28 protein-coding genes are annotated in these 24,484 nt (G+C 67.1%); 12 read left to right on the top strand and 16 right to left on the bottom strand.

The annotated features are described in order from the left end of the window. Positions 1-2: 2 nt before the first annotated feature. Positions 3-689 carry a TetR/AcrR family transcriptional regulator gene (locus tag KV203_RS04050; RefSeq protein ID WP_083529925.1) on the top strand — a complete coding sequence of 229 codons (687 nt, stop codon included), beginning with the start codon at positions 3-5 and terminating at the stop codon, positions 687-689. Here the strand turns inward: KV203_RS04050 and KV203_RS04045 are convergent. After that, positions 634-2,124: an APC family permease gene (locus tag KV203_RS04045; RefSeq protein ID WP_066468662.1), complete on the bottom strand. Its 1,491-nt coding sequence runs from the start codon at positions 2,122-2,124 to the stop codon at positions 634-636. The genes KV203_RS04050 and KV203_RS04045 overlap by 56 nt on opposite strands. Before the next feature lie 129 nt (positions 2,125-2,253). Here KV203_RS04045 and KV203_RS04040 point away from each other — a divergent pair, with 129 nt between their 5' ends. Further along, entirely contained in the window at positions 2,254-2,682 is a 429-nt protein-coding gene (locus tag KV203_RS04040; RefSeq protein ID WP_066468663.1) for a hypothetical protein, read from the top strand. 72 nt (positions 2,683-2,754) lie between these two features. On the opposite strand, the gene KV203_RS04035 is transcribed toward KV203_RS04040, so the two are convergent. From KV203_RS04035 to rplN, 4 genes are read right to left on the bottom strand one after another with little or no spacing between them, the layout of a single operon-like run. Next, positions 2,755-2,940, bottom strand: coding sequence for a type Z 30S ribosomal protein S14 (locus tag KV203_RS04035; protein ID WP_066468664.1), 186 nt, complete (start codon positions 2,938-2,940; stop codon positions 2,755-2,757). Positions 2,941-2,944: 4 nt separating this feature from the next. Continuing rightward, positions 2,945-3,508 carry a 50S ribosomal protein L5 gene (rplE, locus tag KV203_RS04030; RefSeq protein WP_066468665.1) on the bottom strand — a complete coding sequence of 188 codons (564 nt, stop codon included), beginning with the start codon at positions 3,506-3,508 and terminating at the stop codon, positions 2,945-2,947. After that, positions 3,508-3,822 (bottom strand): 50S ribosomal protein L24, encoded by a 315-nt coding sequence (rplX, locus tag KV203_RS04025; protein ID WP_066468666.1) that lies wholly within the window; start codon positions 3,820-3,822, stop codon positions 3,508-3,510. Before rplX ends, rplE begins: the two co-directional genes overlap by 1 nt. A 2-nt stretch (positions 3,823-3,824) precedes the next feature. Then, positions 3,825-4,193, bottom strand: a complete 369-nt coding sequence (gene rplN, locus KV203_RS04020; protein ID WP_066468667.1) for a 50S ribosomal protein L14 — start codon at positions 4,191-4,193, stop codon at positions 3,825-3,827. A gap of 270 nt (positions 4,194-4,463) precedes the next feature. Here rplN and KV203_RS04015 point away from each other — a divergent pair, with 270 nt between their 5' ends. Together KV203_RS04015 and KV203_RS04010 are read left to right on the top strand one after the other, a co-directional pair. Continuing rightward, positions 4,464-4,958 (top strand): HIT family protein, encoded by a 495-nt coding sequence (locus tag KV203_RS04015; protein ID WP_066468668.1) that lies wholly within the window; start codon positions 4,464-4,466, stop codon positions 4,956-4,958. Between the two features lie 80 nt (positions 4,959-5,038). Then, entirely contained in the window at positions 5,039-5,911 is an 873-nt protein-coding gene (locus KV203_RS04010) for a pseudouridine synthase (RefSeq protein ID WP_217995956.1), read from the top strand. Here the strand turns inward: KV203_RS04010 and KV203_RS04005 are convergent. Further along, positions 5,904-7,268 (bottom strand): WS/DGAT/MGAT family O-acyltransferase, encoded by a 1,365-nt coding sequence (locus KV203_RS04005; RefSeq protein ID WP_066468671.1) that lies wholly within the window; start codon positions 7,266-7,268, stop codon positions 5,904-5,906. The genes KV203_RS04010 and KV203_RS04005 overlap by 8 nt on opposite strands. 560 nt (positions 7,269-7,828) lie before the next feature. Here KV203_RS04005 and KV203_RS19915 point away from each other — a divergent pair. Both KV203_RS19915 and KV203_RS04000 read left to right on the top strand, forming a co-directional pair. Then, complete coding sequence (locus KV203_RS19915; RefSeq protein ID WP_255246935.1) at positions 7,829-7,963, top strand: PIN domain-containing protein; 135 nt, start codon at positions 7,829-7,831, stop codon at positions 7,961-7,963. A 273-nt stretch (positions 7,964-8,236) separates the two neighbouring features. Next, entirely contained in the window at positions 8,237-9,967 is a 1,731-nt protein-coding gene (locus KV203_RS04000) for a glutamine--tRNA ligase/YqeY domain fusion protein (RefSeq protein ID WP_066468804.1), read from the top strand. A gap of 64 nt (positions 9,968-10,031) precedes the next feature. On the opposite strand, the gene KV203_RS03995 is transcribed toward KV203_RS04000, so the two are convergent. The 4 genes from KV203_RS03995 to KV203_RS03980 are packed head-to-tail and all read right to left on the bottom strand — an operon-like array spanning position 10,032 to position 11,759. Next, the gene (locus KV203_RS03995) at positions 10,032-10,508 is read right to left on the bottom strand and encodes a type II toxin-antitoxin system VapC family toxin (RefSeq protein WP_157079737.1); all 477 of its coding nucleotides are present in this window, start codon (positions 10,506-10,508) and stop codon (positions 10,032-10,034) included. 4 nt (positions 10,509-10,512) lie between these two features. Further along, positions 10,513-10,722, bottom strand: a complete 210-nt coding sequence (locus KV203_RS03990) for an AbrB/MazE/SpoVT family DNA-binding domain-containing protein (protein WP_066468673.1) — start codon at positions 10,720-10,722, stop codon at positions 10,513-10,515. Positions 10,723-10,739: 17 nt separating this feature from the next. After that, entirely contained in the window at positions 10,740-11,381 is a 642-nt protein-coding gene (locus tag KV203_RS03985) for an SRPBCC family protein (RefSeq protein ID WP_066468674.1), read from the bottom strand. Positions 11,382-11,417: 36 nt separating this feature from the next. After that, positions 11,418-11,759 (bottom strand): ArsR/SmtB family transcription factor, encoded by a 342-nt coding sequence (locus KV203_RS03980; protein WP_066468676.1) that lies wholly within the window; start codon positions 11,757-11,759, stop codon positions 11,418-11,420. 118 nt (positions 11,760-11,877) lie between these two features. Here KV203_RS03980 and KV203_RS03975 point away from each other — a divergent pair, with 118 nt between their 5' ends. The 3 genes from KV203_RS03975 (at position 11,878) to KV203_RS03965 (ending at position 13,581) form a co-directional block, all read left to right on the top strand. Next, complete coding sequence (locus KV203_RS03975; protein WP_066468805.1) at positions 11,878-12,894, top strand: DNA polymerase IV; 1,017 nt, start codon at positions 11,878-11,880, stop codon at positions 12,892-12,894. Between the two features lie 101 nt (positions 12,895-12,995). Continuing rightward, a complete protein-coding gene (locus tag KV203_RS03970) occupies positions 12,996-13,223 on the top strand; it encodes a hypothetical protein (RefSeq protein ID WP_066468678.1) in 228 nt (75 codons plus the stop codon). 34 nt (positions 13,224-13,257) lie between these two features. After that, a complete protein-coding gene (locus KV203_RS03965; protein WP_066468681.1) occupies positions 13,258-13,581 on the top strand; it encodes a hypothetical protein in 324 nt (107 codons plus the stop codon). 9 nt (positions 13,582-13,590) lie between these two features. On the opposite strand, the gene KV203_RS03960 is transcribed toward KV203_RS03965, so the two are convergent. From KV203_RS03960 to KV203_RS03935, 6 genes are read right to left on the bottom strand one after another with little or no spacing between them, the layout of a single operon-like run. Continuing rightward, a complete protein-coding gene (locus KV203_RS03960) occupies positions 13,591-16,764 on the bottom strand; it encodes a type I restriction endonuclease subunit R (RefSeq protein WP_066468683.1) in 3,174 nt (1,057 codons plus the stop codon). Further along, on the bottom strand, positions 16,754-17,581 hold the full coding sequence (locus KV203_RS03955; protein ID WP_083529913.1) for a DUF1016 N-terminal domain-containing protein: 828 nt from the start codon (positions 17,579-17,581) through the stop codon (positions 16,754-16,756). The genes KV203_RS03960 and KV203_RS03955 overlap by 11 nt, the downstream gene beginning before the upstream one ends. Then, on the bottom strand, positions 17,529-17,726 hold the full coding sequence (locus KV203_RS03950; RefSeq protein ID WP_066468686.1) for a hypothetical protein: 198 nt from the start codon (positions 17,724-17,726) through the stop codon (positions 17,529-17,531). The genes KV203_RS03955 and KV203_RS03950 overlap by 53 nt, the downstream gene beginning before the upstream one ends. Positions 17,727-17,779: 53 nt before the next feature. After that, positions 17,780-18,940: a restriction endonuclease subunit S domain-containing protein gene (locus tag KV203_RS03945; protein WP_157079738.1), complete on the bottom strand. Its 1,161-nt coding sequence runs from the start codon at positions 18,938-18,940 to the stop codon at positions 17,780-17,782. Beyond that, complete coding sequence (locus KV203_RS03940; RefSeq protein WP_066468689.1) at positions 18,933-20,564, bottom strand: class I SAM-dependent DNA methyltransferase; 1,632 nt, start codon at positions 20,562-20,564, stop codon at positions 18,933-18,935. The genes KV203_RS03945 and KV203_RS03940 overlap by 8 nt, the downstream gene beginning before the upstream one ends. Positions 20,565-20,573: 9 nt before the next feature. After that, positions 20,574-22,427, bottom strand: a complete 1,854-nt coding sequence (locus KV203_RS03935) for a hypothetical protein (protein ID WP_066468691.1) — start codon at positions 22,425-22,427, stop codon at positions 20,574-20,576. A gap of 59 nt (positions 22,428-22,486) precedes the next feature. Here KV203_RS03935 and KV203_RS03930 point away from each other — a divergent pair, with 59 nt between their 5' ends. The 3 genes from KV203_RS03930 to KV203_RS03925 are packed head-to-tail and all read left to right on the top strand — an operon-like array spanning position 22,487 to position 24,347. Continuing rightward, positions 22,487-23,860, top strand: coding sequence for a Fis family transcriptional regulator (locus tag KV203_RS03930; RefSeq protein ID WP_246600530.1), 1,374 nt, complete (start codon positions 22,487-22,489; stop codon positions 23,858-23,860). After that, a complete protein-coding gene (locus KV203_RS19545; RefSeq protein WP_246600528.1) occupies positions 23,857-24,021 on the top strand; it encodes a hypothetical protein in 165 nt (54 codons plus the stop codon). Before KV203_RS03930 ends, KV203_RS19545 begins: the two co-directional genes overlap by 4 nt. 20 nt (positions 24,022-24,041) lie before the next feature. Beyond that, positions 24,042-24,347: a hypothetical protein gene (locus KV203_RS03925; RefSeq protein WP_157079739.1), complete on the top strand. Its 306-nt coding sequence runs from the start codon at positions 24,042-24,044 to the stop codon at positions 24,345-24,347. Positions 24,348-24,484 lie beyond the last annotated feature (137 nt).

Genomic DNA, 24,484 nt, shown 5'->3' with positions numbered 1-24,484 from the left:
GCATGGCGGATACACCGGTCGAGCTGCCGGGTGCGGGCCCGACCGCAGGCGTCGGCAGCGCGTTCCGAGCTCGGCTGCTCGACGGTTTGGCCGCTTCGATCGGAGAACGGGGCTATCGCGCCACCACCGTCGCCGACATCGTGCGCCATGCGCGTACGTCCAAACGCACCTTCTACGACGTGTTCGCCGGCAAGCAGGAGTGCTTCGTCGAGCTCCTGACCGTCAGCAATCAGGAGTTGGTCGCCCGAATCCGGGCCGCAGTCGATCCCGACGCAGACTGGCAGGTTCAGGTCCGGCAGGCGATCGAGGTGTGGGTGGACGACCTGGCAACCCGACCGGCGATCACGCTGAGTTGGATTCGCGAGCTCCCCGGACTGGAGCGCGACGTCCGTACGGTCCAGCGTTGGGGAATGATGGCGTTCGTCGAGATGTTCGTCGAGCTGAGTTCCAGCCCGGGCTTTTCTCGGGCCGGGATCGCGCCGATCGATCGCCGGACGGCGATCCTGCTGTTCGGCGGCCTACGTGAGCTGAGCGCGTTGACGGTCGAGGATGGTGCCGATCCCCGGGACATCGTCGAGACTGCGGTAGCCGGATCGACGGCCCTGTTGTCGAGCGGCGGCGCACGACTGCCGGTCAATCCCGCCGGTTCGCCGGATCCTCGTCCGCAGCAAGATGATCGATGTCGCTGAAGCCGGTTCCGGCCCCGGATCGCTTGTGGAATATGTAGGTGATCGCCCACAGCACCACCCCGAGTCCGATCATCGCCCCGGCGATCTTGTACTGGATCAGCTGCGTCGAGGTTCGCGCCCAGGGGCCGGCCAGGAACAAGCAGAGGATCGCCCCGCTGACCGGAACCCACACCGGTGCCCGGAAGAAAACTTTGTCCGCGCGGCGCTTGAGCACCAGGCACGCGACGTTGACCACCGCGAAGACACACAACAGCAGCAAGCCGGTGGTTCCGGACAGCGCACCGACCACCGAGTTCCCGGACAACTGGTTGACCACCAGGATGAGGATCAAGGCCAACGCGGTCGAGAAGAGAATGGCCAGCCACGGCGAGCGGCGACCGGGCAACACCGCACCCAACGGCCGGGGCAGCACCCCTTGACAGGCCATCCCGTAGAGCAGTCGACTGGCCATCAACATATTGATCAGCGCGGTGTTCGCCACTGCGAACACCGTGAGGTAGGGAAATATCTCGTCGATCGGAATCGACGGCGCGCCGAGCCGCACAACGTGCAGCAGGATGCCCTCGTCGCCGGAGTTGTAGTCCAGCGGCAGCACGGCGACCACCGCCACGACCACCAGAATGTAGATGAGGCAGGCGATGCCGAGGCCGGTCAGCATCATCCTGGGGAAGATCTTTTCCGGGTTCTTGGTCTCCTCGACCATGTTCACCGAGTCCTCGAAACCCACCATGGCGAAGAAGGCGATCGTGGTCGCGATGGTGACCGCGAGAAACCACCCCTTCTCGTTGGGATCCTCGAAAACCAGCAGGTTGGCGACGTCGCCCTCACCGGTACCGCGTGCGGCGGCGACGAACCCGATGGTGATCACGATCGCCAACGCGGCCATCTCGAGCAGCGTCAGAATCACGTTGAACTTCACCGACTCGCCGACGCCACGCAGATTGACCAGCGCCAGGAGAACCATGAAGGCCAGGGCGACCACCAACTGCGCCGTGCGGCCCTCGGGAACCTCGAACCAGCCGAGGCCGTCGCCCGCGCCGAACGTCTCGTGGAGTCCGACCAGCAGGTTCCCGGCGACGACATTCGACGAGGTCGCCGCGCTGGTGATCCCGGAACAGATGACCGCGAACGCGACCAGGAAGGTGACGAAGTGGATGCCGAATGCCTTGTGCGCGTAGAGCGCTGCGCCGGCCGCCTGCGGGTACTTGGTGACCAACTCCAAGTAGGAGAACGCCGTCAACGTCGCGACGATGAAGGCGAGCGCGAACGGCAACCACGCCATGCCGCCGACGTAGGAGATCATCTGCCCGGTCACCGCGTAGACACCGGCGCCGAGAATGTCGCCGACGATGAACAACAGCAGCAAACCGGGCCCGAGTACCCGTTTGAGTTCGGTCGGCGACTCGTTCGACGTCGACTGATCGGTGTGCGCCATAACCAACCCCCTGAATCGAACCGTTGCCTCAGCCTGCGCCGATCCGGACAAATCCGCGGCGGAACCGCAGAATGATCACCCTGAATCGTTGCGGTGCACCCTGTCGGGGCCCGGCGCTACGCTCGTTCCATGAACGACGAGGGGGAGCTGGAAGCTCGGGTCGAAGCACTCGAGGCCGAAGCTGTGAACATGAAGAAGAAGCTCCGAATAGCGGAGGTCAGAGCCGAGTTCCGCGATATCCGCATCGAGTTCCGCGAAGGGCGCGCAGAGGTCCGCGAACTGCGGATCGAGGTGAACGGCCTGCGCGGCGAAGTCGGCGACCTACGCGGCGACGTCCGCGAGCTGCGCAGCGACGTCCGCGCAGATTACGAGCGCAATCTCCGGCTACACAACGCCACACGAGCCGACATCGCCGATATCCGTGCCGAACAGGCCCGTTTCGGCGAGGGACTACAGGCGCTCGGCGTGGAAGTACGCACCAAGTTCGACACCCTGGCAGCGGGGCAGCAGCAGATCGTCGGTCTGCTCGATCGGCTCATCGACGATCGAGACGATTGAACGGTCGGGACGACCGACAGCAAAGGCGTGGTCCACCATCGGTGGGCCACGCCTTTGTTCAGCTGCGCGCAGTTACCAGCTGCTCTTGTGCACGCCCGGCAGCTCGCCGCGATGCGCCATTTCCCGGACGCAGACCCGGCAGAGACCGAACTTGCGGTACACCGCGTGCGGCCGGCCGCAACGCTGGCACCGGGTGTAGGCGCGCACCGCGAACTTCGGCTTCTTGGCGGCCTTGTTGATCAGAGCTTTCTTGGCCATATGGTCAGTTCTCCTTGAACGGGAAACCGAGGTGCCGGAGCAGTGCACGGCCTTCCTCGTCGTTGGTGGCGGAGGTCACGATGGTGATATCCATGCCGCGCGGACGATCGATCTTGTCCACGTCGATCTCATGGAACATCGACTGCTCGTTCAGCCCGAAGGTGTAGTTGCCGTTGCCGTCGAACTGCTTCGGCGACAACCCACGGAAGTCGCGGATACGCGGCAGCGCGATCGACACCAGCCGATCGAGGAACTCCCACATCCGGTCGCCACGCAGGGTCACCCGGGCACCGATCGGCATGCCTTCGCGCAGCTTGAACTGCGCGATCGACTTGCGCGCCTTGCGGATCTCCGGCTTCTGCCCGGTGATCAGCGCCAGATCGGCCACCGCACCGTTGATCAGCTTGGCGTCACGGGCGGCGTCGCCGACGCCCATGTTCACCACGACCTTCACCACGCCCGGGATCTGCATCACGTTGGCGTAGCTGAACTCGCCGTTCAGCGCGTCCTTGATCTCTTCGCGGTACCGCAGCTTCAGTCGCGGCTGCACACGCTCGGTCGTCGTCATCAGATGTCCTTCCCGTTGCGCCGGGAGATGCGGACCCGCTTGCCGTTCTCGTCGGTGCGGTATCCCACACGGGTCGGCTTGCCGTCGGAGTCGACCACCATCACGTTCGACACATGAATCGGGGCCTCCTGGGTCACGATGCCGCCCGAGGACGCGCCGCGCTGATTCGCCGACTGCGCAGTGTGCTTCTTGATCCGGTTCACCCCTTCGACGAGCACCCGCTCGTCCTTGGGATAGGCCTGGATGACCTTGCCCTTGGCGCCCTTGTCTTTACCCGAGATGACGAGCACCGTGTCGCCCTTGTGCACCTTCATCGCTACAGCACCTCCGGGGCGAGCGAAACGATCTTCATGAACTTCTTTTCCCGCAGTTCGCGCCCGACCGGGCCGAAGATGCGGGTACCGCGCGGATCGTTGTCCGGCTTGATCAGAACCGCGGCGTTCTCGTCGAACCGGATGTAGCTCCCGTCCGGCCGCCGCCGTTCCTTCTTGGTGCGTACGACGACGGCCTTCACGACGTCGCCGCGCTTGACGTTGCCGCCGGGGATCGCGTCCTTGACGGTGGCGACGATGACGTCGCCGATCCCGGCGTAGCGACGCGACGACCCACCGAGCACCCGGATGCAAAGGATCTCCTTCGCCCCGGTGTTGTCGGCGACCCGCAGTCGCGACTCCTGCTGAATCACTCTCTCTCCTGACCTGGCGCTGACGCCCGCCGGATACCGACCCGGGCGGACATGGTCGTGCCGCCACCGACACACGCCTGCCAGCGGCCTTGCCACCGTCTGAGGGTTCGTGTGCCGGATCGTGGACATAACACATCCACAGGCAACCACGCCACTCTAGCGAGTTGGCAGGTCACGGTCCAATCGGTGCCGCGGCGCCCTGGCTATCCTGGCTGGGCACTGCACCTGGCTGGGCACTGCACCTGGCTGGGCACTACAGAGGAGGTTGTCGTGACCGAACCAGACACCGATTTCCGCCGAGATCCGGTCGGCACTGCTCTGCGCGGTACCAACCCGACCGTGCTGCGCCGGCTACCGGGCAGCTTCGCGGCGTTCGGTTTCAGCCAGTTCCTGCCCGGCTACTGCGTATTGCTCACCGACCGACCGGGCATCGGCGCCCTGGCCGACCTCGACCGCACCGAGCGAATGGCGTTTCTGACCAGCATGGATCTGCTCGCCACCGCGATCGAGACGGCATGCCGTGCGGTAGTCGGCAACTTCCGCCGGATGAACCTGGAGATCCTCGGCAACACCGACGAGTTCCTGCACGCCCACCTCTGGCCCCGCTACCACTGGGAACCGGCCGAGTACCAACCCGGACCGGTCTGGTTCTATCCGCCCGACCGCTGGTCTGCGCCGGAACAATTGCCCGGCCCGGAACACGATCGGGTCCGTGAGGCGATCTGCACCGAGCTCGACCGGCTGACCGACCTCGATCCGCGCTGATCGACGACCGCATCCACGTGCGTCGCCGCCAGCAGCCGCCCTTGCCGCCCCGGCACGGATTGGAGCCCGCACGACTGCGGATGCCCACCGACGGGACGTGGCCGACGATCCACGCCTACCTGGTCGCGCGGTTCGACGGGCGGGTACGCGACGAACGGATCGACGAAATGTTCGCTGCCGGCGAGATCGTCGATCTCGCCGGCCCGGTCGCCGCGGACACGCCCTATCGGCCGGGCGACGCGATCTGGTTCCACCGCGACCTGCCCGACGAGCCGCCGGTGCCGTTCTCGATCGATGTCCTGCACCGGGACGAGGCGGTGCTGGTGGTGGACAAGCCACACTTCCTGGCGACCATCCCGCGCGGCCGGCATGTGCTCGAAACCGCCTTGGTCCGGCTGCGCCACGAACTCGACCTACCCCGGCTGGTGCCGGCACATCGGCTCGACCGGGCGACCGCGGGCGTGCTCTTGTTCGTGGTCGACCCCGCCGTCCGCGGCGCCTACCAGCAACTCTTTGCCCACCGACGGGTACACAAGGTGTACGAGGCGATCGCTGCGTACCGCCCGGATCTCGACTTACCCCGCACCGTACGCAGCCGGATCGTCAAACTGCGCCAGGTGGTCGCGGCCTTCGAAGAACCTGGGGAACCGAACAGCGAAACCCTGGTCGAGTTGCACTCCCATCGCGACGGTGTCGGCCGCTATCGACTGACCCCCACCACCGGCCGGACCCACCAGCTCCGCCTGCACCTCGAATCACTCGGCATCCCGATCCTCGGCGACGACCTGTACCCCACCGTGACCGACCGCCCACTCGACGACTTCACCCGACCGTTGCAACTGTTGGCCCGCACCTTGGCCTTCGCCGATCCGATCACCGGCGAGCCACGCCGGTTCGACTCGAACCGAACCCTGAGTGCGTGGACCGACCCGGACAGCTGGACGACTAGGTAGCCGAGCTGTCCGGCGACACCGCAGCGGCCAGTTCGGTAAGACCCGCCTCGGTGTAGGTGGCGAGACGTTGCACGTGTGGGATCGAGTCGCGGCAACCGACGAAACCGAGGGCGACATCCCCGGCATAGCCGATCAATGTCAGGTTGAGTCCGTAGCCGTCGACCAAGAACGAGATCGGGACCATCAGCTCCAACTCGGCGTCGCCGAGGTAGAGCCGCTCCGCGCCGAGCACCACGCTGGACACGGTGAAATTGAACAACGCCGGCACCTTCGCCAGCAGACCGGTCTTCTGCCCGATCAACAGCGGGACCAGGCCCAGCACGGTGTAGGAGGTCTGCGCATTCGGCGACATCGCGAGCAACTCGGCCTTACCGCGGGTGGTGCCGGCGCTGATCGTCGCCAGCCGCTCGACGGGATCCTCGATGTCGGTGCCGAGCGGGCAGACGAACCCCGTCGCCGCGTTCAGCGTGTCCGGGTCGCGCTCGAATCCGACCGGCACCGAGGCCATCACGCTCCGACTCGGCAGCGCATCCCGTTCCGTCAGATACCGGCGGACGCCGGCGCCGACGCTGGCCAGCACGGCGTCGTTGACGGTCGCGCCGGTGGCCGCCGCCACGGCCTTGAGGGTGTCGAGACGTAGATGCCCGACCGCGACCCGGCGATGCCGGTTGACCCGGCCGTTGAACGGCGTCGCCGGAGTGTGCACCGCAGCGGAGATCGAGCTGTTCGCGCCCGCGGCCATCCCGACCAGCCGGCCCGCGACCTCGCCGGTGCCGACGACCCCGCGGCCCAAGCCGCGCAGGCCGGTCTCGAAGATTCGGCGCAGCAGCGTGAGGTTGTCCGGATCGGGCTCCGGTTCGGTCTCGGGCACCTGCGGGACGCCGGGTTCGGTGCTCAGCCATGCCCTGATCAGGTTGACCGCACCCATGCCGTCGACCGCCGCATGGTGGGCCTTGAAGTAGAACGCGAACCGGCCGTCGGCGAGACCCTCGATGATGTGCGCTTCCCACAGCGGCTTGGACAGGTCGAGCGCGGTCGAGTGCAGCCGCTCGATCAGCAGCCCGAGTTCCCGGTCGGTACCCGGCGCGGGAACCGCCGACAGCCGGATGTGGTAGTCGAGGTCGGGCCGTACCTCCTGCCACCACGCCACGCCGGCTACCCCCAGCCGGTCGGCGACGACGCTGTCGAACGGAAACGGCAGAAACGCCGCCTCCTTGAAAGCCTGGTAGACCCGGCGTGCATAGCCCGGGCCGGCTCCCGCGGGCCGGCGGAAGATCGCGAGCGCGCCGATATGCATCGGTGTCCGCGGCGACTCCATGCGCAGCATCATCTGGTCCACGGCGCTGAGAAACTTCATGAGCTCGGAACCTTCATGGGCGAACCGATCCGTCGCGGGCGGCAAGTCTACTGCCGATCATGCCACCGCCGCCGTTCGTCGAGCCCGCGATCGAGGCGCCGATTGCTGTCGGAGGTCCCGGCTCGGCTTCACCGAGGATCTCGGCGCGGTCGAGTTGCTGTTCACCTCGCTACTGGTGCAGGCGCAGAAGGCGCTGGCGCATGCGGGTACGGGAGCGGCTGGCCGGCGCGACCGCAGCAGCCGGTTCCGGTCGTCGTTCTATCTCGGCTACGCCACCCGGATCGGCGAGCGCCTCGAGGCGGCGAACGCGCAGGTCGCCGCCGAGGCGGATGCCCGTGCCCTGCCGGTGTTGCGCAACCGGAGGACACGGTCGAGGAGTACCTGGACGAACTGTTCGGTGACTCCCTCACCTCGACCGGAGTGCGTGGCGGCTACGACCCGGCAGGCCGTCTCGAAGGGCGCGCAACCGCCGATGAGGCAGTCCTGGTCGGCGGGCGGATCGGCTGAGATGCTGGCCAACCATCGCGACAACAGCGGCCGACGAACTGCTGTTCAGCGTCGTGTCTTTCGCGGAGATCGGCCATCGGGATCCGTTCGACCGCCTGATCATCGCTCAGGCGATCACCGAACACCTGACCGTCGTCACGGCCGACCCTCGTTTCACCGCGTACGGGATCCCGCTGATCCCGGCCTGACTACATAAAGGAGCGCTCCGATGGCAATGCGACATCTGACGACGGCGGTGACGGCCGCACTCACCCTCGGCATCGGTATTCAGCTGGGCGGACCAGCGGCGCGTTGCCGAACACCAGGCCGGACGACTTCCACGCGATGGAAGTGGTCGCCAGCGTCAAGTATCTCTGCCCACCGGCCGCGGCCTACGTCGCACCGAGTGTTCTCGACGCAGTCCCGTAGTGGCGCCGGCGACCGGTAACCGAGGCAGCCGGCCGACCGGCTACGTTCTGGGGATGGGTAGCGAAGCAGGTGGCGGCGGTCCGGTCGACTTCGTCCGGGCGAAGATCCGGGACGATCTGGCGGCAGGCCGTTTCGACCGGGTCCAGACCCGCTTTCCGCCCGAGCCCAACGGCTACCTGCACATCGGCCACGCCAAGGCGGTCGCGCTCAACCATGCCCTGGCGCGGGAATTCGACGGCGAGTTCAACCTTCGCTTCGACGACACCAACCCGGAGACCGAGGAAACCGAGTACGCCGCGGCCATCGAGGCCGACCTGGCCTGGCTCGGTTGCCCGCCGCCCGGACCGGCAAAGTACGCCTCGGACTACTTCGAGCAGATCTATGCCTGGGCCGAACACCTCATCGAGCGGGGCGTGGCCTACGTCGACGACCAGGACCACGACACCATCTCCGCGCAGCGCGGCGGGTACGGGCGGCCCGGCATCGAGAGCCCGTTCCGCAACCGTCCGGTCGTGGAGAACCTCGACCTGTTCCGGCGCATGCGGGCCGGTGAGTTCGCGGACGGCGCCCGGGTGCTACGGGCCAAGATCGACATGCAGCACGAGAACATGCAGCTGCGCGACCCGGTGCTGTACCGCATCCGTCGGGCAACCCACCTGCGGACCGGCAACGACTGGGTCATCTACCCGACCTACGACTGGGCGCACGGGCAGTCCGACGCGATCGAAGGCGTCACCCACTCGCTGTGCACGCTGGAGTTCAGCGACCACCGCCCGCTCTACGACTGGTTCCTCGACCAGCTGCCGCTGCCCCGCGACCGGCCGGAGCAGACCGAGTTCGCGCGGCTGGAACTCACCCACACCGTCACCTCGAAGCGAAAGCTGCGCGAGCTGGTGACCGACGGGCAACTCGACGGCTGGGACGATCCCCGGATGCCCACGCTGCGGGGGCTGCGGCGCCGCGGCTATCCGCCGGAGGCGATCCTGGCCTTCGTCGACCACATCGGGGTGGCGCGGACCAACAGTGTGGTCGAGATCGAGCTGCTGGAGTCGTTCGTGCGCACCGCACTCAACCGCGCCGCGCTGCGGCGGATGGCGGTGTTGCGGCCGTTGAAGCTCACGATCACTAACTGGGCGGAAGGCGACGGGGTCACCGTCGAGGCCATCAACAATCCGGAGGATCTCACCGCGGGCACCCGCCGCGTCCCGTTCGGGGCCGACCTGTGGATCGAGGCCGACGACTTCATGCTCGAGCCAGCACCGAAGTACTACCGGCTGGCCCCCGGGCGCGAGGTGCGGCTGCGGGCCGGGTACTACGTCACCGCCACCGATGTCGCCACCGACTCCGCCGGGGCCGTCACCGAGGTGTTCTGCACCTACGACCCGGCCAGCGCCGGCGGCTCCACCCCGGACGGGCGCAAGGTCCGCTCCACCATCCACTGGGTGTCGGCGGCGACCGCGATCGGCGGAACCGTGCACCTCTACGACCGGCTCTTCACCGACCCGTGGCCGGGGGCCGACGGGCGCGACCCGCTGGAGAGCTTGAACCCTGCGTCTCGGGAGACGCTCACCGGCGTCCGGCTGGAGCCGATCCTGGCCGAGGTGACGCCCGGCGAGGTGGTGCAATTCGAGCGGCTGGGCTACTTTGCCGCCGATCTCGACGATCCGACGGTGTTCCACCGCACCGTCGGGCTGCGCGACGAGTGGGCCAACATCCAGAAGCGGCAGGCCGGATCGTCACCCGGCGGCCGCCGGCGCGGCGCGGCGGAGCACGTCGAGAGGTAGCGCCCGCAGGCGATCACCGAACGGCAAGGAACCCTGTCCAGGGTAGAGAACGAACCCGGCAACCTTACTGCGCATCCGGCCGCAATTGCCTTTGCACGCCTGGCTGCAGTAGCGGTGCGCAGCACGCGGCGGCCTGTTCGGGCGCGACGACCTCGAGCGCCGGCAACAGGTGCAGGTAGCGCGGTCGATCGCGCGTGAGCAGGGCGCGCCCGCTGACGGCAGCATGTGCCGCGATGTAGAAGTCGGGCAGCGGTGAGCGACGCGTACCGCCGCTGCGGCGGTACTGCAGGAAGCAGCGGCCGGCCGGGTAGGCTCCTTCCCAGGGGAGATCCTCGCGCTCGAGCCGGTCGGGAAGTGCCGCATCGAGGTCCTCGACGCGATCGAACCCGATCGACAGTTCAGCGAAGATCAACGGGTTGATCGCGACCGATCCCGCATCGAACGCGGCCGCCACGTGGTCGGCCGACCACGTGCCCCAGCGCCGGTCATCGGTAAAGACGTCGAGCAGCACATTGGAATCCACCAGCGTTCCCAGCGCCACGGGCTCAGGCTTCGCTTCGGGTCAAGGCCATGATCTCGTCGGTGGTCATCGACAGGCACCGGCCACGCATGTGCTCGACCGGGTCCTTGCCCTTGCCTTCCACGCACCGCACCAGCCGGACTGCGTCGCCATCGACGACGAAGTCGACCTCGCTGCCGCTCTCGATCCCGAGACGTCGGCGTATGTCTTGCGGGATGGTGACCTGGCCCGACACCGTTGCTTCATCAAGGCCTACCCGGCGGGCAGATAGAACGCAGTGGTGGCCTCGACCGCGGCCGCGACACGGTCCGGTTCGCCGCCACCGGCCAGGTGGGCCTCGCCCCAGGCGGCGGCGCTACGCCGGATGAACTCGGACCCGGCAGGCGAGACGCGGAACTCCGCATGGTCGAGAACATCGCTGTCGACCAGGAACCCGGCGAGGGTGAGCAGGTGCAGGTCCCAGCCGACGCCGCCGGCACCGGGACCGTAGGTGGGGAACATGGGCTCGCCCACCGCAGCGGCGTGGACCAGCTCGAACTCGGTGTCCCCGGCCGGGCCAGGAGACAGGCGCACCTCGACCTCGCTGGTGCCGGGCCACTCGTCGGCCTCCGGCCCGAACATCCAGGACACCCGCAGCAGGCGCGGCGGCTCGCAGCGGAGGATCTCGCCGTGCTCGCCGCCCTCCAGCTCGAATGCCCCGCCGAGGCGCAGGTCACCGGTGACCGGCTTCATCCACCGGCTCAGTCGCTCGGGGCTGGTGATGGCGTCCCACACGTCGTCGATATGCGCGTCGTAGCGACGCCTCAACTCCATGGTGTAGGCCGCACCGGCAGGCAGGGTCGCGGAGCCCATCTTCCGGTGGGCGGCGGCCAGTTCGTCGAGTACGTCCTTCATCGTCAAAGCTCCTTATCGGTCGGAAGTTCCTCGGGCCTACGCTTCTTCGCTGGGTTTGGTTAGCCGCCTACCTCGGGCCAGCTCGGTCTCCAATGCGTCGAGTCGCTGATCCCAGTACCTGCGAAACCGGTTCAACCATGCGTCGACCTCACCCAGCGGCCCGCCCTCGACGGTGTAGAACCGGCGAGTCCCTTCGGCCCGGACGGACGCGAACCCGTTCTCCCGCAGCACGCGCAGATGCTGGGAAACGGCCGGTTGTGACAGTTCGAACTCGACCCGGATCACGTCCGTGACCGCGCCAGAGGTCTGTTCGCCGTCGGCGAGCAGTTCCAGAATGCGTCGGCGCACCGGGTCACCGAGGACATCGAAGGCGTGCACAGCAGATTATACCATGTTTCACTTATATAAGTGAAACATGGCACTAACCCATGGGACGTGACCAAGTTCATCGGGCATCCACACTTGTCTCGTGACCGCCTGGGTGCTGCATATCGATATGGACCAGTTCCTCGCGGCGGTCGAATTGCTGCGCCGGCCCGACCTCGTCGGCCTGCCCGTCGTGGTCGGCGGGCGGGGCGATCCGACCGAGCGCGCCGTGGTATCGACCGCCTCCTACGAGGCCCGCGAGTTCGGGATTCGTTCCGGTATGGCGCTGAAGCTGGCTAAGAAGCGCTGTCCCGAGGCGGTGTTCCTCCCCGTGGATTTCCCGGTCTACGAGGCGGCGTCTGCCCGGGTCATGGCGACGTTGCGGGCATTTCCCGGCGCGACGGTGCAACTGCTCGGGTGGGACGAGGCCTTCGTCGGGTTCGAGACCGAGGATCCGCAGGCGATGGCGGAGGCGATCCAGGCTGCCGTACTCACCTCGACCGGTCTGCACTGCTCGATCGGCATCGGCGACACGACGGTGCGCGCGAAGAACGCCACCGACTTCGGCAAGCCGCGCGGCACATTCCGGCTCACCCGAGACAACTGGCTCGACGTCATGGGCGAGCGGCCAACCCGTGAACTGTGGGGAATCGGCGCCCGCATCTCGGATCGCCTGGCGTCGTTGGGGATTCACACGGTCGGAGAACTAGCTGCGGCCGCGGACGATCGGCTCGCCGCGGAGTTCGGGCCGAACACCGGTCCCTACATCGGGCGGCTGGGGCGCGGCGAGGGAGCGGACCGCGTGGACGACACGCCCTGGGTGGCACGGGCACACGGCCACGAGACGACCTACCAGGAGAACCTCACCACCGCGGAGCAGGTCCGGGCGGCACTGACCGTCCTCGCCGAACAGGTGGTGGCAGACCTGCACAAGGAGGAGCGCGCCTGCCAACGGGTCCACCTCAAGGTGCGTTTCGCCCCGTTCTTCACCGTCACGCGCGTACGCAAACTCGCCGAGCCGACCTACGACGTCGCCGTCATCGCCGGCACCGCCGAGGCGCTCTACCGCAAGCTCGACGACGACCGGCCGGTACGGCTGCTAGGGGTTAGGGGGGAGATGGTGGCACCGGAGGGCGGTTATCCGTAGGCAACAAGTGTCTGGTTCTGGCTGCCGGGTATCGATTGAGAACCATCGCCGACAGATCGCGTCTGAACCTGTAACAGAAACGGGTTGGGGGATCGGTGTTCATGATCGGAATGAAGTTGACGGCCGCAGTGACGATCGCGCTGGGGATACTCGGCGGCCCAGTGACAGCATGGGCCGATCCGGGCACGGCGAACCGGTCGACCGGCGGCATCCACATGGACTGCGTACCGATAGGCATCGACATCTGGTCTGATGGAAGCGTGTGGGCAGTCGAGGATTGTCAGGGATTGATGCGGCGAGAATTCATGGGCTTCCGCGAGATCGGTTGAAAGTCCGGCCGTTGACGACCGATAAGGAGCAAAGATGCCGGTCACGCGGGTGCAGATCATCGCCGAGGCACGCGAGTCATCGCGCTTCACACACTTGATTCCGGACAACCTCGGTCAGGTCGGTCCGACCACCCTGGCCTACCTGCGCGAGCGGTGCGGAGTCGGGCCGGACGAGTACGAGCTGATGGACGAGTTCGGGACCAAGCAACGATTCTCGTTGGCTTCGTTCGCCCACCTCAGCCCGGATACCGTCATGGCGATCAGCTTTCGCAGTGGCTCCGCCGACCGGGAGTTCCCACCGCTGGAGCCCGGCGAGGTCTTGCTGAAGGATTACCTGGTGGAAGCCGTGGACAGCTGATGTCGTCGCCTACGCGGCGAATCGCGGCGCCATCGCCTCCATCTGCTCGATCACCAGCTTGATCGCCGCGGGCTGCTTGTCCGGCGGATACTTGTACTTGACGAGTAGCCGCTTGATCAGCGACCGCATCTTCGCGCGCATGTCGTCGCGGACGGTCCAGTCGGTCTTGGTGTCGCGCCGCAGCAGTTCCAACAACTCTCGCGCGATCTGCGCGAGCACGTCGTCGCCCTGCAGCCGAACCGCCGATTCGTTTGTCGCGACCGCGTCGTAGAAGGCCAGCTCGTCCTGATTCAGCGGCGGGGTGAACCGTTCTCCTCGATTACCCTCCGCAGCCACCTCTTTGGCCAGCGAAATCAGTTCGGCGATCACCTCCGCCGAGGTGAGCTGCTGATTGGTGTACCTGCGCATCAGCTCGGTGATCCGCTCGGAGAACGCGCGTTCGCGAGCCAGATTGTTCCGGGTCGCCGTCGCCGACTCCTCTGCCAACAGTGCCCGCAGCGCCTCGATCGCGAGGTGCGGATGCCTGGCCCGAGTTGCCTTGGTAGCGAAGTCGGCGTCGAGATCGGCCAACGAGGGCTTCGGCAGACCGGCCGCAGCATAGATGTCCACGATGTCGCCGGACACCGTCGAGCCGGCAACCAGGGCGGACAGCGTCCGCCGAATGTCGTCCGGGATCGGCCGTCCTTCAGCCTGGCGCTGCTGGGCGTCGAGCTTGTTCATCCACACCCGGACTTCTTCGTAGAACCGCACTTTGGCACGCAACGTCTCTCGCTGCGCGGCCTCGAGGGTCTGCGCTTCGGCACACAGCGCCCAGGCGCGCCCGAGTTCGTTGGCCAACTTGCGGAAGCGCTCCCCCAGGCTCTCCTCACCCGGCTCGTTGCCGGCGCTGGCGGGCGATCGCAGATATTCGGTGAGTCCGGCCGCGGCGGCGATCCGCCCACCCCTGGGCCGGCGCAGCACTGATTCCCAGGGGAAGCCGACACACAACGTGTCGAGCCGGGCGACGAGTCCGATGGTGAGGTCGACCGCTTCGTCGATGTTCCGCCCCACCGGCTTGTTCGCACGATCGGTGTCGGTGTATTCGGCCAGGGCCAGGTTGAGGTTCTCGGCCAGCGGCGCGTAGGCGACGAGCAGACCCGCCGGTTTGCCGCGAAACGTCCGGTTCACCCGGGCCAGGGTCTGCATCAGCGACGCCCCCTTCAGCGGCCGGTCCAGGTAGAGCGTGTGCAGCGGCGGTGCGTCGAACCCGGTGAGCAGCATGTTCTGCACGATGACCAGCTCGAGGTCGTCGTCCGCGTCCTTCAGTCGCTGCTGGATCACCTTGTTCTGGCTGCCGTTACGAACATGCCGGGCGACGTTGCCCTGGTCCTGCGGCGACCCCGAGTAGACGACCTTGATCACCCCTTTGTCCGGGGCGTCGTCGTGCCAGTCCGGCCGCAGCCGCACGATCTCGTCGTACAGGTCGGCGCAGATCTCCCGAGTGCCGCCGACAATCAGTGCCTTGCCCGGGGACTCGATGAACTTGTACATCTCTGCGGACCGAACCGACCAGTGCTCCACGATGTCGCGGGCCAGCGCGGCGAGCCGCTCCGGAGCCCCGTAGACGGCGTTGATCACGGCCACCGATTGCTCGATCCGGGCGCGCTCCACATCGTCGAGGCCGAGCGTCGCTTCGTCGGCCGCACGGTCCAGATCGTCCTCGCTGACGCCGTCTGCGAGCGTGACCCGGATCAGGCGCGGCTCGAAGTACACCGGCACGGTCGCGTTGTCCTCGACCGCGCGGGTGAGGTCGTAGGTGTCGATCACCGGACCGAACACCTGCCGGGTGTTGCGGTCGGCGAACGAGATCGGCGTGCCGGTGAAAGCGATGAACACCGCGTTGGGCAGCGCGTCGCGGATGTGCCGGGCGAAGCCGTCGATCGAGTCGTAATGGCTGCGGTGTGCTTCGTCGACGATGACGATGACGTTGCGACGTTCGGTGAGCAGCGGATGGTCCGCGCCCGACTTACGCTCCGTCTCGGTGCGGCCGAATTTCTGCAGCGTGGTGAAGTAGATCCCACCGGTCGTCCGGTGGCTCAGCTCGTCCCGCAGCTGATCCCGGCTGGTGACGATCACGGGCTTTTCCCGGAGCAGTTGCGATTTGGCGAAGGTCTCGTACAGCTGCCCGTCCAGGTCGCGCCGGTCGGTGACGACGACGATGGTCGGATTCTTGAGCTTGGGCTGCTGCGCGACCAGGTGGGTGTAGAGCTCCATCTCCATGGACTTGCCGGAGCCCTGGGTGTGCCAGACCACGCCGGCCTTGCCGTTGCTTTCGGCGGCCGCGACGGTCGAGCCGACCGCCTTGGTGACCGCAAAGTATTGGTGCGGCTTGGCGATCCGCTTCACCAGCCGGTCGCCTTCGGCGTCGAAGGCGGTGAAGTTCCGCATCAGCTGCAGGAACCGCTCGGAGTTGAACACGCCGTCCATCAGGTCCCTGAGCGGTGTCCGGGCTCGGTCATCAGCTGGATCGCTTGGCGCGATCGGCTCTCCGTCGTCGTCGACATTCCAGAGCGCGAAGTGCTCGAACGGGGTGAATGGGGTGCCGTAGCGCGCGGTGATCCCGTCGCTGATCACCACCAGCACGGCGAACCGGAACGCCATCGGGAATTCCCGCAGGTAGGTGTCGAGCTGCGCCCGGGCGGCGGGCAGGTCGGCGTGGCCGTCGCCGGCCCGCTTGAGCTCGATGACGGCGACCGGCAGTCCGTTCAGGTAGAGCACGATGTCGAACCGGCGCTGGTGTTCCGAGGTCCGGATCGTGACCTGCTGCACAGCCAGGTATTCGTTGTCGTCCGGCCGATGGCCGACGAGGCGGATCGTCGGGTTCTGCTCGATCCCGTCGTTGTCGATGTAGCTGATTCCGCGGTAGCCGTCGACGAGCACCTGGTGCAGCCGGAAGTTCTCGGCAATCGGGTCCTGCGACTGCGGCGCGAGGATCGCGGCCCGTGCCTGTTCGAGGTATTCGGGCGGTACCTGTGGATTCAGCGTCCGCATCCGATCGAGCAGACGCTCCGGCAGGACCAGCTCGTCCCACGCCGTCCGGCCGCGGCTGGCGCCGGGAGCGATCGCGCTGCCCGTCGCCGGCTGCCAGGCCCACTCCCCCAGCGCATCCAGCGCGTGCTGCTCCCATTCGGCTTCACTGATCATCTGTCTGCTCCAGTTCGCCCCCGACCGGTGAGTTAGTTTCTGCCAGTTCGGCTTCGAGCTCTGCGACCGTCGGCAGGCTCGATTCGAGTTCCGCCGGCAGGCTCGCAGTGATCGCTGTGGTCCATTCGGCGACCCCGATCGGCGCGGTGTCACTCGAGTGCATTACTAGGGCGCGCTCGCGCCGGAGGTCGGCGATGCCGACGAAATCGAACAGGTACGGGTCGCGGGTCGCCTGCTGGGCAAGATCGGAGTCCGGCGGGGGCAACGAACGATCGAAGTTGGTGATCGCCTTGCCCGCGCGCTCGTGGAATCTGCTCTCGATGTGGTGGACCAGCACGTCGCGGCTCCACCCGTGCTCGACGGCTGCACGGCAATACCAGAGTCGGACGTCGGTCGCATCGAGCTTGTCGAGGAGCGCCATGTTGTGCCGCCACGGCAATTGTGCAGCGCTGCGCTGCACAATTGCCTCGTCCGGCCAGGCCTCGGCGAACGCGCGCATGTATTTGAGGTTGCGCGGCGAGAAGCCGGTGGCGTCCGGGAAGCGTTTCCGCAGGTCAGCGGATAGTCGATCGATGACCCGCGCACCCCAACCCTCGGCGGACTGGCGAGCCAGGACCTCGTTGCCGACCGCCCAGTAGGTCTGCACCAGCCGCTGGTTGGCCGCCGCGAGCGCACGCTGGCGACCAAACCGCGCCCGATCTGCGACGGCGTCGAGCAGCTCGGGGTACCAGTCAGGAATCGCGAAAGCGTAGCGCTCGCCGAGGTCAGGACTCGCCGAGGAGGAACTCGATGTCGCTGAGGTCGTCCCAGGCGTCATACTCGCGTCCGCGGAGCGAGTAGGTCTCTGCTCGTTGCCGGAACTCATCGAGGGTCATCCCGAATTGGTCCAGGATGCCCCGCCGGCGAGCGACCAGTTCCTCGGCCGAGTAGGTCCGCACGTTGATCACCTCGCCACCTCCCACACACGCACGTTATCGCGTCAACATGTGTGCGCGCCGCACCGGCGGCCTCGCGGTCAGACGACATCGCTCACCACCGCCGCGGCGTCCTTGACCCGGAGCTTGCCGGACAACAGGAGGGAGAGGAGTTCGTCGCGGGTGCGAGCCAAGACTCGATTTTCCCGCGCCGCCGAAACCAACGCGGCTACCACAGGCTCGGCGCAGCCCTCAAACCAAGTCAGCTTGGTCGGCGCCGGAACACGCACGCTGGAGCGCTCTAGATCCGATTTGTTCAGGTGGATAACTGTGGTCGCCGTTTTTTCCCGTTCTATCTGCGCGAGCGGGCCACGGATGGCTTCTGCCACGAAAGCACCCCCAGCAATGCTCGAATGCACCCGACATACCCGCTGGTTCAGCAACCCGGGATCACCCAACCACCACGTGGCGCGGAACTCTCCGTCCATCCCCACGACGACATCTCCGGGGGCAACCGTGACTTCCGCGGGCCGCCGTTCCACTGTCCAAACCTGTGGCTCGAAGGAGGTCAGATCGCGGATTCTGATAAGGGGTCGACCTTCACCAGTTGATGCGAACTGATCACCCTTAAACGCTTCGCCGAAGTCGACATTCAGGATCCGAAAGAATGGCACCGACAACGAGTCGGCGTCTACAGCGTGCCTGTAGAGCGACGTGGTCAACGTCGCTGACAACCGTTGTGAATTCGTGTTGGCGGCGATCTTGTCGTCGAGGGCGCCCAGCACCTCCGCAATCGCCCGTTGTTCATCGACGCCAGGCATGCACAGCTCAAGCTCTTTTGCGGCCCGAACGTTGAAGTGTTGCTGGACTGCGCCCACGAGTCGCGATGCGATGTGGGTACTCGTTAGCCAGTTGAGTTGGTAGCTTAACCAACGCGCGTCCAACAGCGGGCCGGGACGAGTAATGACGAGATCGGAGCAATTCGCCTCATCGAGCCAACCTGGAACTACGGCGGACTGGCCCGGACTTCCCGTTCGGACAGTTACGACATCGCCGGCTCGGAGAGCAGACTTTTTCAGGCTCGCGTGAAACGCATCGTCGATGTACTCCAGATCAGTGGTATCGATCCGATGCGGCCGGACATTCTGGGATCGGAGAAACGGGACCCCCAATCGCTGATACTGATCGGCCATGCGACCGACATGTCCGACAGTGACCTCGGCTGCAACGTCGCCGAGACGCACGGTTCGCCACTCACCCACCGACCCGCTCCAACTGCTCCCGCACAACCTTCTCCAACCGGGCCGACTCGTCGAAAGCCGCGAGCAACTCCGCTCTCAATCGGGCGATCTTCTGATCCAGCGGCTCCCCGTCGTCCTCCACCTCGGGAGACCCGACGTACCTCCCCGGCGTCAGCGCGTAGTCCGCTCCTTTGATGTCCGCCAAGGTCGCCGATTTGCAGAAACCTGGAATGTCGGCGTACTCGACTCCCTTCGTCGCGGCTGACGCCGACCCGCGCCAGGCGTGGTAGGTATCGCCGATGCGGACGATCTCCTCCTCGCTCAACGCCCGCTCGGCGCGATCGACCATGTAGCCGAGTTCGCGGGCGTCGATGAAGAGCACCTCGCCGCTGCGGTCGATCGACCCCTGCGGTCCCGCACCCTTGTCCTTGGCGAAGAACCACAGGCACACCGGAATACCGGTGCTGCGGAACAGTTGGGTCGGCAGCGCGATCATGCAACTCACCAGGTCGGCCTCGACGATCTGGGCCCGGATATCGCCCTCGCCGTTGGAGTTCGACGACATCGAGCCGTTCGCCATCACCACCCCGGCCTTGCCGCCCGGTGCCAGCTTCGACAGGATGTGCTGTATCCAAGCGTAGTTGGCGTTGTTCGCGGGCGGCACACCGTAGCGCCAGCGCGGGTCGTCGGTGTTGCGGGTCCATACCTTGATGTTGAACGGCGGGTTCGCCAGCACGTAGTCCATCCGCACGTCGCCGTGCTGGTCACGAGCGAACGTATCCCCCCAGCGCGCACCGAGCCCGCTGTTGTCGATGCCGTGGATGGCGAGGTTCATCTTCGCCATCCGCCAGGTCTCCTCGATGCTCTCCTGGCCATAGACCGCAACATCTTTCGGGTCGCCATCATGGTCGTAGATAAACTTCTCGGTCTGTACGAACATGCCGCCCGACCCACAACACGGGTCGTACACCCGGCCGCGAGTGGGCTCGAGCACCTCCACCAGCACCTTCACCACGCTGGGCGGGGTGAAGAACTCGCCGCCCCGCTTGCCTTCGGCGCGGGCGAAATTGCCCAGGAAGTACTCGTACACCTCGCCCATCAGATCGCGCGCCCGGTGCTCGCCCTGCCGGCTGAACCGTGCACTGTTGAACAGATCGATCAGCTCGCCGAGCCGGCGCTGATCGATGTTGTCCCGGTTGTACAGTCGCGGTAGCGTGCCCGCCAGGGACGGGTTCGCCGTCATCACCGCATCCATCGCCTCGTCGATCAGCTGACCGACCGACTTCGCCGCCGCCTCACCGGCCGCGGGCAACCCTTTCGCGTTCTCCGCCAGGAACGTCCAGCGCGCCGCGGGTGGCACCAGGAACACCCCGTAGCCCTGGTACTCCTCCGGATCGTCGATCAGGTCGCCGATCTGCGATTCGTCCATCCCGTCCGCCTCGAGCTCGGCGCGGATCGCCGCGCGGCGCTCGTCGTAGGCATCGGAGACGTACTTGAGGAACACCAGCCCGAGGATGACGTCCTTGTACTGGCTGGCCGACAGCGACCCGCGCAGCTTGTCCGCGGCCTTCCACAGCGTGTCCTTGAGTTCCTTCATCGTCGACGGCGCTTCCGGCGCGGCGTTCTTGCGTGTGCGTGGCGGCATCGCCTGCTCCTATCGAGTCGACCCGGCGATGCCGGGCGTGGTGGGTTGTGCGTCGAGGGTCAGAGCGCCGGCGGCGACCCCGTCGATCAAGGCCTGTCGTAGGTCGTGCACCGCGTCCGAGCGCCGACGCAGGTCGCGCTCGTAGCGGTCGATCGCGAGCAGCACGACCTCGAGCCGATTCGCCTCGTCCGGGCTCATCTCGGGCACGCTCCAGGTCGGCCACTCGCTGCCGGCCTCGGCGGTCTCGTTGATCACGGCGGCCAGCAGATGTGGCCCGCACACCGCCCGCGGATCGATCCGCAGAATCCGGGCAGGCGAGGCCACCAGCGCACCACCGACCGGGTCGACCCAGGCCCGCGGCACCGGCTTCTCGACGACGATCACGTCGCCCGGTTCGGTCCGGGTGGCTCGCGGGTAGTGCCGCGCCGCGTCGAACGGGTCCAGGCGCAGCGTCGCCTCCGGCAGGACGACGACGGTGCCGTCCGCCGACGCATGCGCGGCATCGATCCGGCTCCCCCGCTTCACCGCTACCAGCCCGTCGGCCTGCAGTTCCCCGAGTGAGCGGCGCCGCAACTCGACTCGGCCGGGCGCCGGGGCCACCAGCACGTCGAGCGGGTCCGGCGTCGTCGCGGTCAGCTCGGTCGCGCGGTGCACCCGATCCAGGTGGGCGGGTGCATCCAGGCCGCGTATCCGCAAAGCACGCGTTCCGCGCGGGACGAGCGCACCGGCGGCGAGCACCCGCGCCACGTCGATCCGGCGGGCATAGCGGTAGGCACGGTTTCCCGACCGGGCCAGCGCACCCGCCACATCCGCCTCGAGATCATCGAGCACGAGGCGCCCGGCTGCCAGGTCCGCGACCCAGGGCGACGGTTCGGCCGCACCGCCACGGCAGACCCAGACGCCGAGACTCTGGCGGTGCGCGGCGCGCCACATCCCCCGTGGGAGTCGCAGCGCAGCAATCAGATTCCGCACGCGCAAAGTTCCCGCACGGCGCGACTGCAGCGGCCCGGCCAGGTCGTCACACAGCGCAGAAGCCGGGCCCAGCAGAACGGCGATGTCGTCTCGTTCCAGCCCGAGGAGGGCCTCGTCGGCCCGATCGAGCGCCGCTGCCGGATCGAGGCCGGCCAGCGACCTCACCACGACCCGCGACCGCGGAACCACGTCGCTTACCGACACACCTATCACCACGGCGCGGCGGCGCAACGATCGATCGCTCGGTATGACGATCTGCTCGAATCCGTCCGCGACCGCCAACGCGAGCGGGTCGTCGCCGACCAGCGCCGTACCCTCGCCCAGGTACGCGACCGCGGCCCGGGCCACGCACCGCACCAGACCGATCGCCGCCGGGGTGAGGTCGCGGACCCCGAGTTCACGGGTCAACCGTCCTCGGTCGAGCCGGGACAGCGCGTCCGCAGAGCCCAACGACGCACCGATCAGGTCGTCGACGAAGTCGAGCACCGCGTCGTCGGGCCGCAGTCCCTGCATCTCCCGGAGTAGCAGCGTGTCATCGGGATCGAACGCGCGGGCTGCGGCGACCCGCTCGTCCCAGGTCGTCCCGCCGAGGTCCGCGCCGGTCAGCACCTGCCAGCACAGCAACGTCAGCACGTCCTCGACGGTGGCTCCGCTGGGCGCCGCGACCGCGGCCACGTCGAGCGCAGCACCGGCATTGTTGCCCCGCCCGGTGCGCTCCAGCCACTCGGTGACCGCGACCGCATCGAATCGCTCCACCCCGGCCACCACTTCGGTCGCATCCGGGAACGGCATCGAGACGCCGCGGACGACCGGACGCTTGCGCCACATGCTGACGACCGGTCGGCGCACTTTCGCCAGGTCGGCGACGTCCTGCATTGTGAGAGTGCCCACGTGATGCCTCCTTCCCGACTCCGACCCGAACAGTAACAAGATTGCTCTCATCACGGTTGATGGTCACTGATAAGGGGGTTTATCACGGCCTCACATTGATCTTTATAGACACCGGGACGACGCTCGGCACCACGCAGTCGAACAAGCGACTGCAGGAGCAAACGAACAGGAGTGCCGTGAACGCCATCGATGCAGGAGCCCGTTTCGACGACACCGCGACCGCGGTCGAGATCGCCGGAATCACGCTGCGTGACAAAGACATCACGCGCGAGGCGCAGCGCTGGACCACCGGCGAACGCGGGCCGGTGGTCGAGAACGTCGACACGCTCGCCGGTGCCGACCTCACTACCTTCATCAGTGAGGCAGTCAAGATCGGCGCGCTGGCATTGTCGGCCACCGGTCAGGCGCAGGAAGCGCGGGTGCTCGAGCGCTTGGTCCGAGATGCGGGAGACCGGGCCGCCGAGGCGACCACGACGGCGACCGAAGCAACCGGCCGGGCGGCGAAGGCCGCCGCCGAGGTTGTCGCCGCGGCCGCTGCCGAGGCACGGTGTGCGATCACCGAAGCCGACGCCGCCACCCGAAAGCAGCTCTCCGCGACGCTGACCGAAGCGTCGGCGTCGATGAACGCCGAGATGCGACGCCTCGTCGGCGGCGACAATCCGGAGTTGCTCGACCGGCTGCAGCCACTGCTGGCCAGGTTCGCCGCCGACCTGGACGTCCGCGCATCCACCGCGACCAGCGAGGTGATCGCGAAGGCGGTCAGACAGTTCGACATGAGCGATCCGACCTCGCCGATGGCAGCGCATGCCCGTGCGCTCGACGCCCAACAGCAAGCGTTGGCCGACCTGATCACGAAGCAGAACGCCGATGTCTCGACCAAGCTCGCCGAACTCACTACCGAAGTGCGAGTGCAGCAAGCGACGACCAAGCTGGCGAAGGTCACCCCGATCAAGGGCGACTCCTATGCGGCGCGCATGCACGCGTTGCTCGACGACATCGCCGTGGGCCTCGGCGACGAGTACGTCGACACCAGCGACTGCGCCGGCCGGATCGCCCGCTGCAAGAAGGGCGACGGCGTACTCCGGATGGCCGACGGAACGGCACACCTGGTCATCGAGATGACCGACTCCGCCCGGCGTGGTTGGGGCGACTACCTCGACGAGGCCGAGCGGAACCGCGGCGCGGTGGCGGCGCTCGGCCTGGTGCGCAATGCCGCGCAGAACGACGGGCACAGCATCCGGACGATCGGCGCGCGGCGGTTCGTCGCCGCGTTCGATCCCGAACGCGACGATCCCGCGCTACTCCGCACGCTGATTCTCCTGCTCCGGACATCCGCGCTCGCCGCGAACGTGCGCACCGGCGGGCGGCACGTCGCCGCTGCCGAGGAGAAGATCGCCCTGGCGCTCGAACAGGTAGACAACTCGACGAGGTGAAGAAGGCGGCCGGCGCTATCCAGAAGAGCGCCACGAAGATCGAAAGTTCCTGCAGCGGAATTCACTCCGGCATCCATCGGCTGCTCGCCGAGGCTGCTGCCGCGATCACCGACGCGAGCGCCGACAGCTCGACCGGCGACGAGCAGCGCGGCGTGGCGTGAGTACCCGAACGGACGACACCATGAGCAAGCCGCGGAACCGACGCTGCGGACGCCGGCGGCAGTACGTCAACCCGCGACGACACACCCCGCTGGAGCTGCGATGCGGCGACGACCTCGCTGGGCTACCGCCGCTGCCCCGAATCGCAGCGTGCACCACCGGCAAGCTCGCCTATGCCGATCGAGATACCGCCGAGGCAACGCTCGCGAGCATGGATCGCCGCGACCAGCGGCGCCGAGAGCAGCGCGTCTACAAATGCCCGTTCTGCGGGGGCTGGCACCTGACCAGCCAGCCGTACCGTGTCGGATTCGGCGACGCGAGTCGCTAGTCCTCACGACACGTCGTCGTCGGGCAGCAGTCGAAACGCCGAGTGTCTCGACTGCGGCCGGAGAACCCGAAAATCTCGACGGTCGAGGGTCAGGATGGCGTCCGTGTCGACCCGATCGGCGACGACCACGCATACTG

Source organism: Skermania piniformis (assembly GCF_019285775.1).
GTDB lineage: Bacteria > Actinomycetota > Actinomycetes > Mycobacteriales > Mycobacteriaceae > Skermania > Skermania pinensis.
The sequence above is the reverse complement of the archived record's forward strand: the minus strand, read 5'-3'. Positions and strand labels throughout refer to the sequence as shown.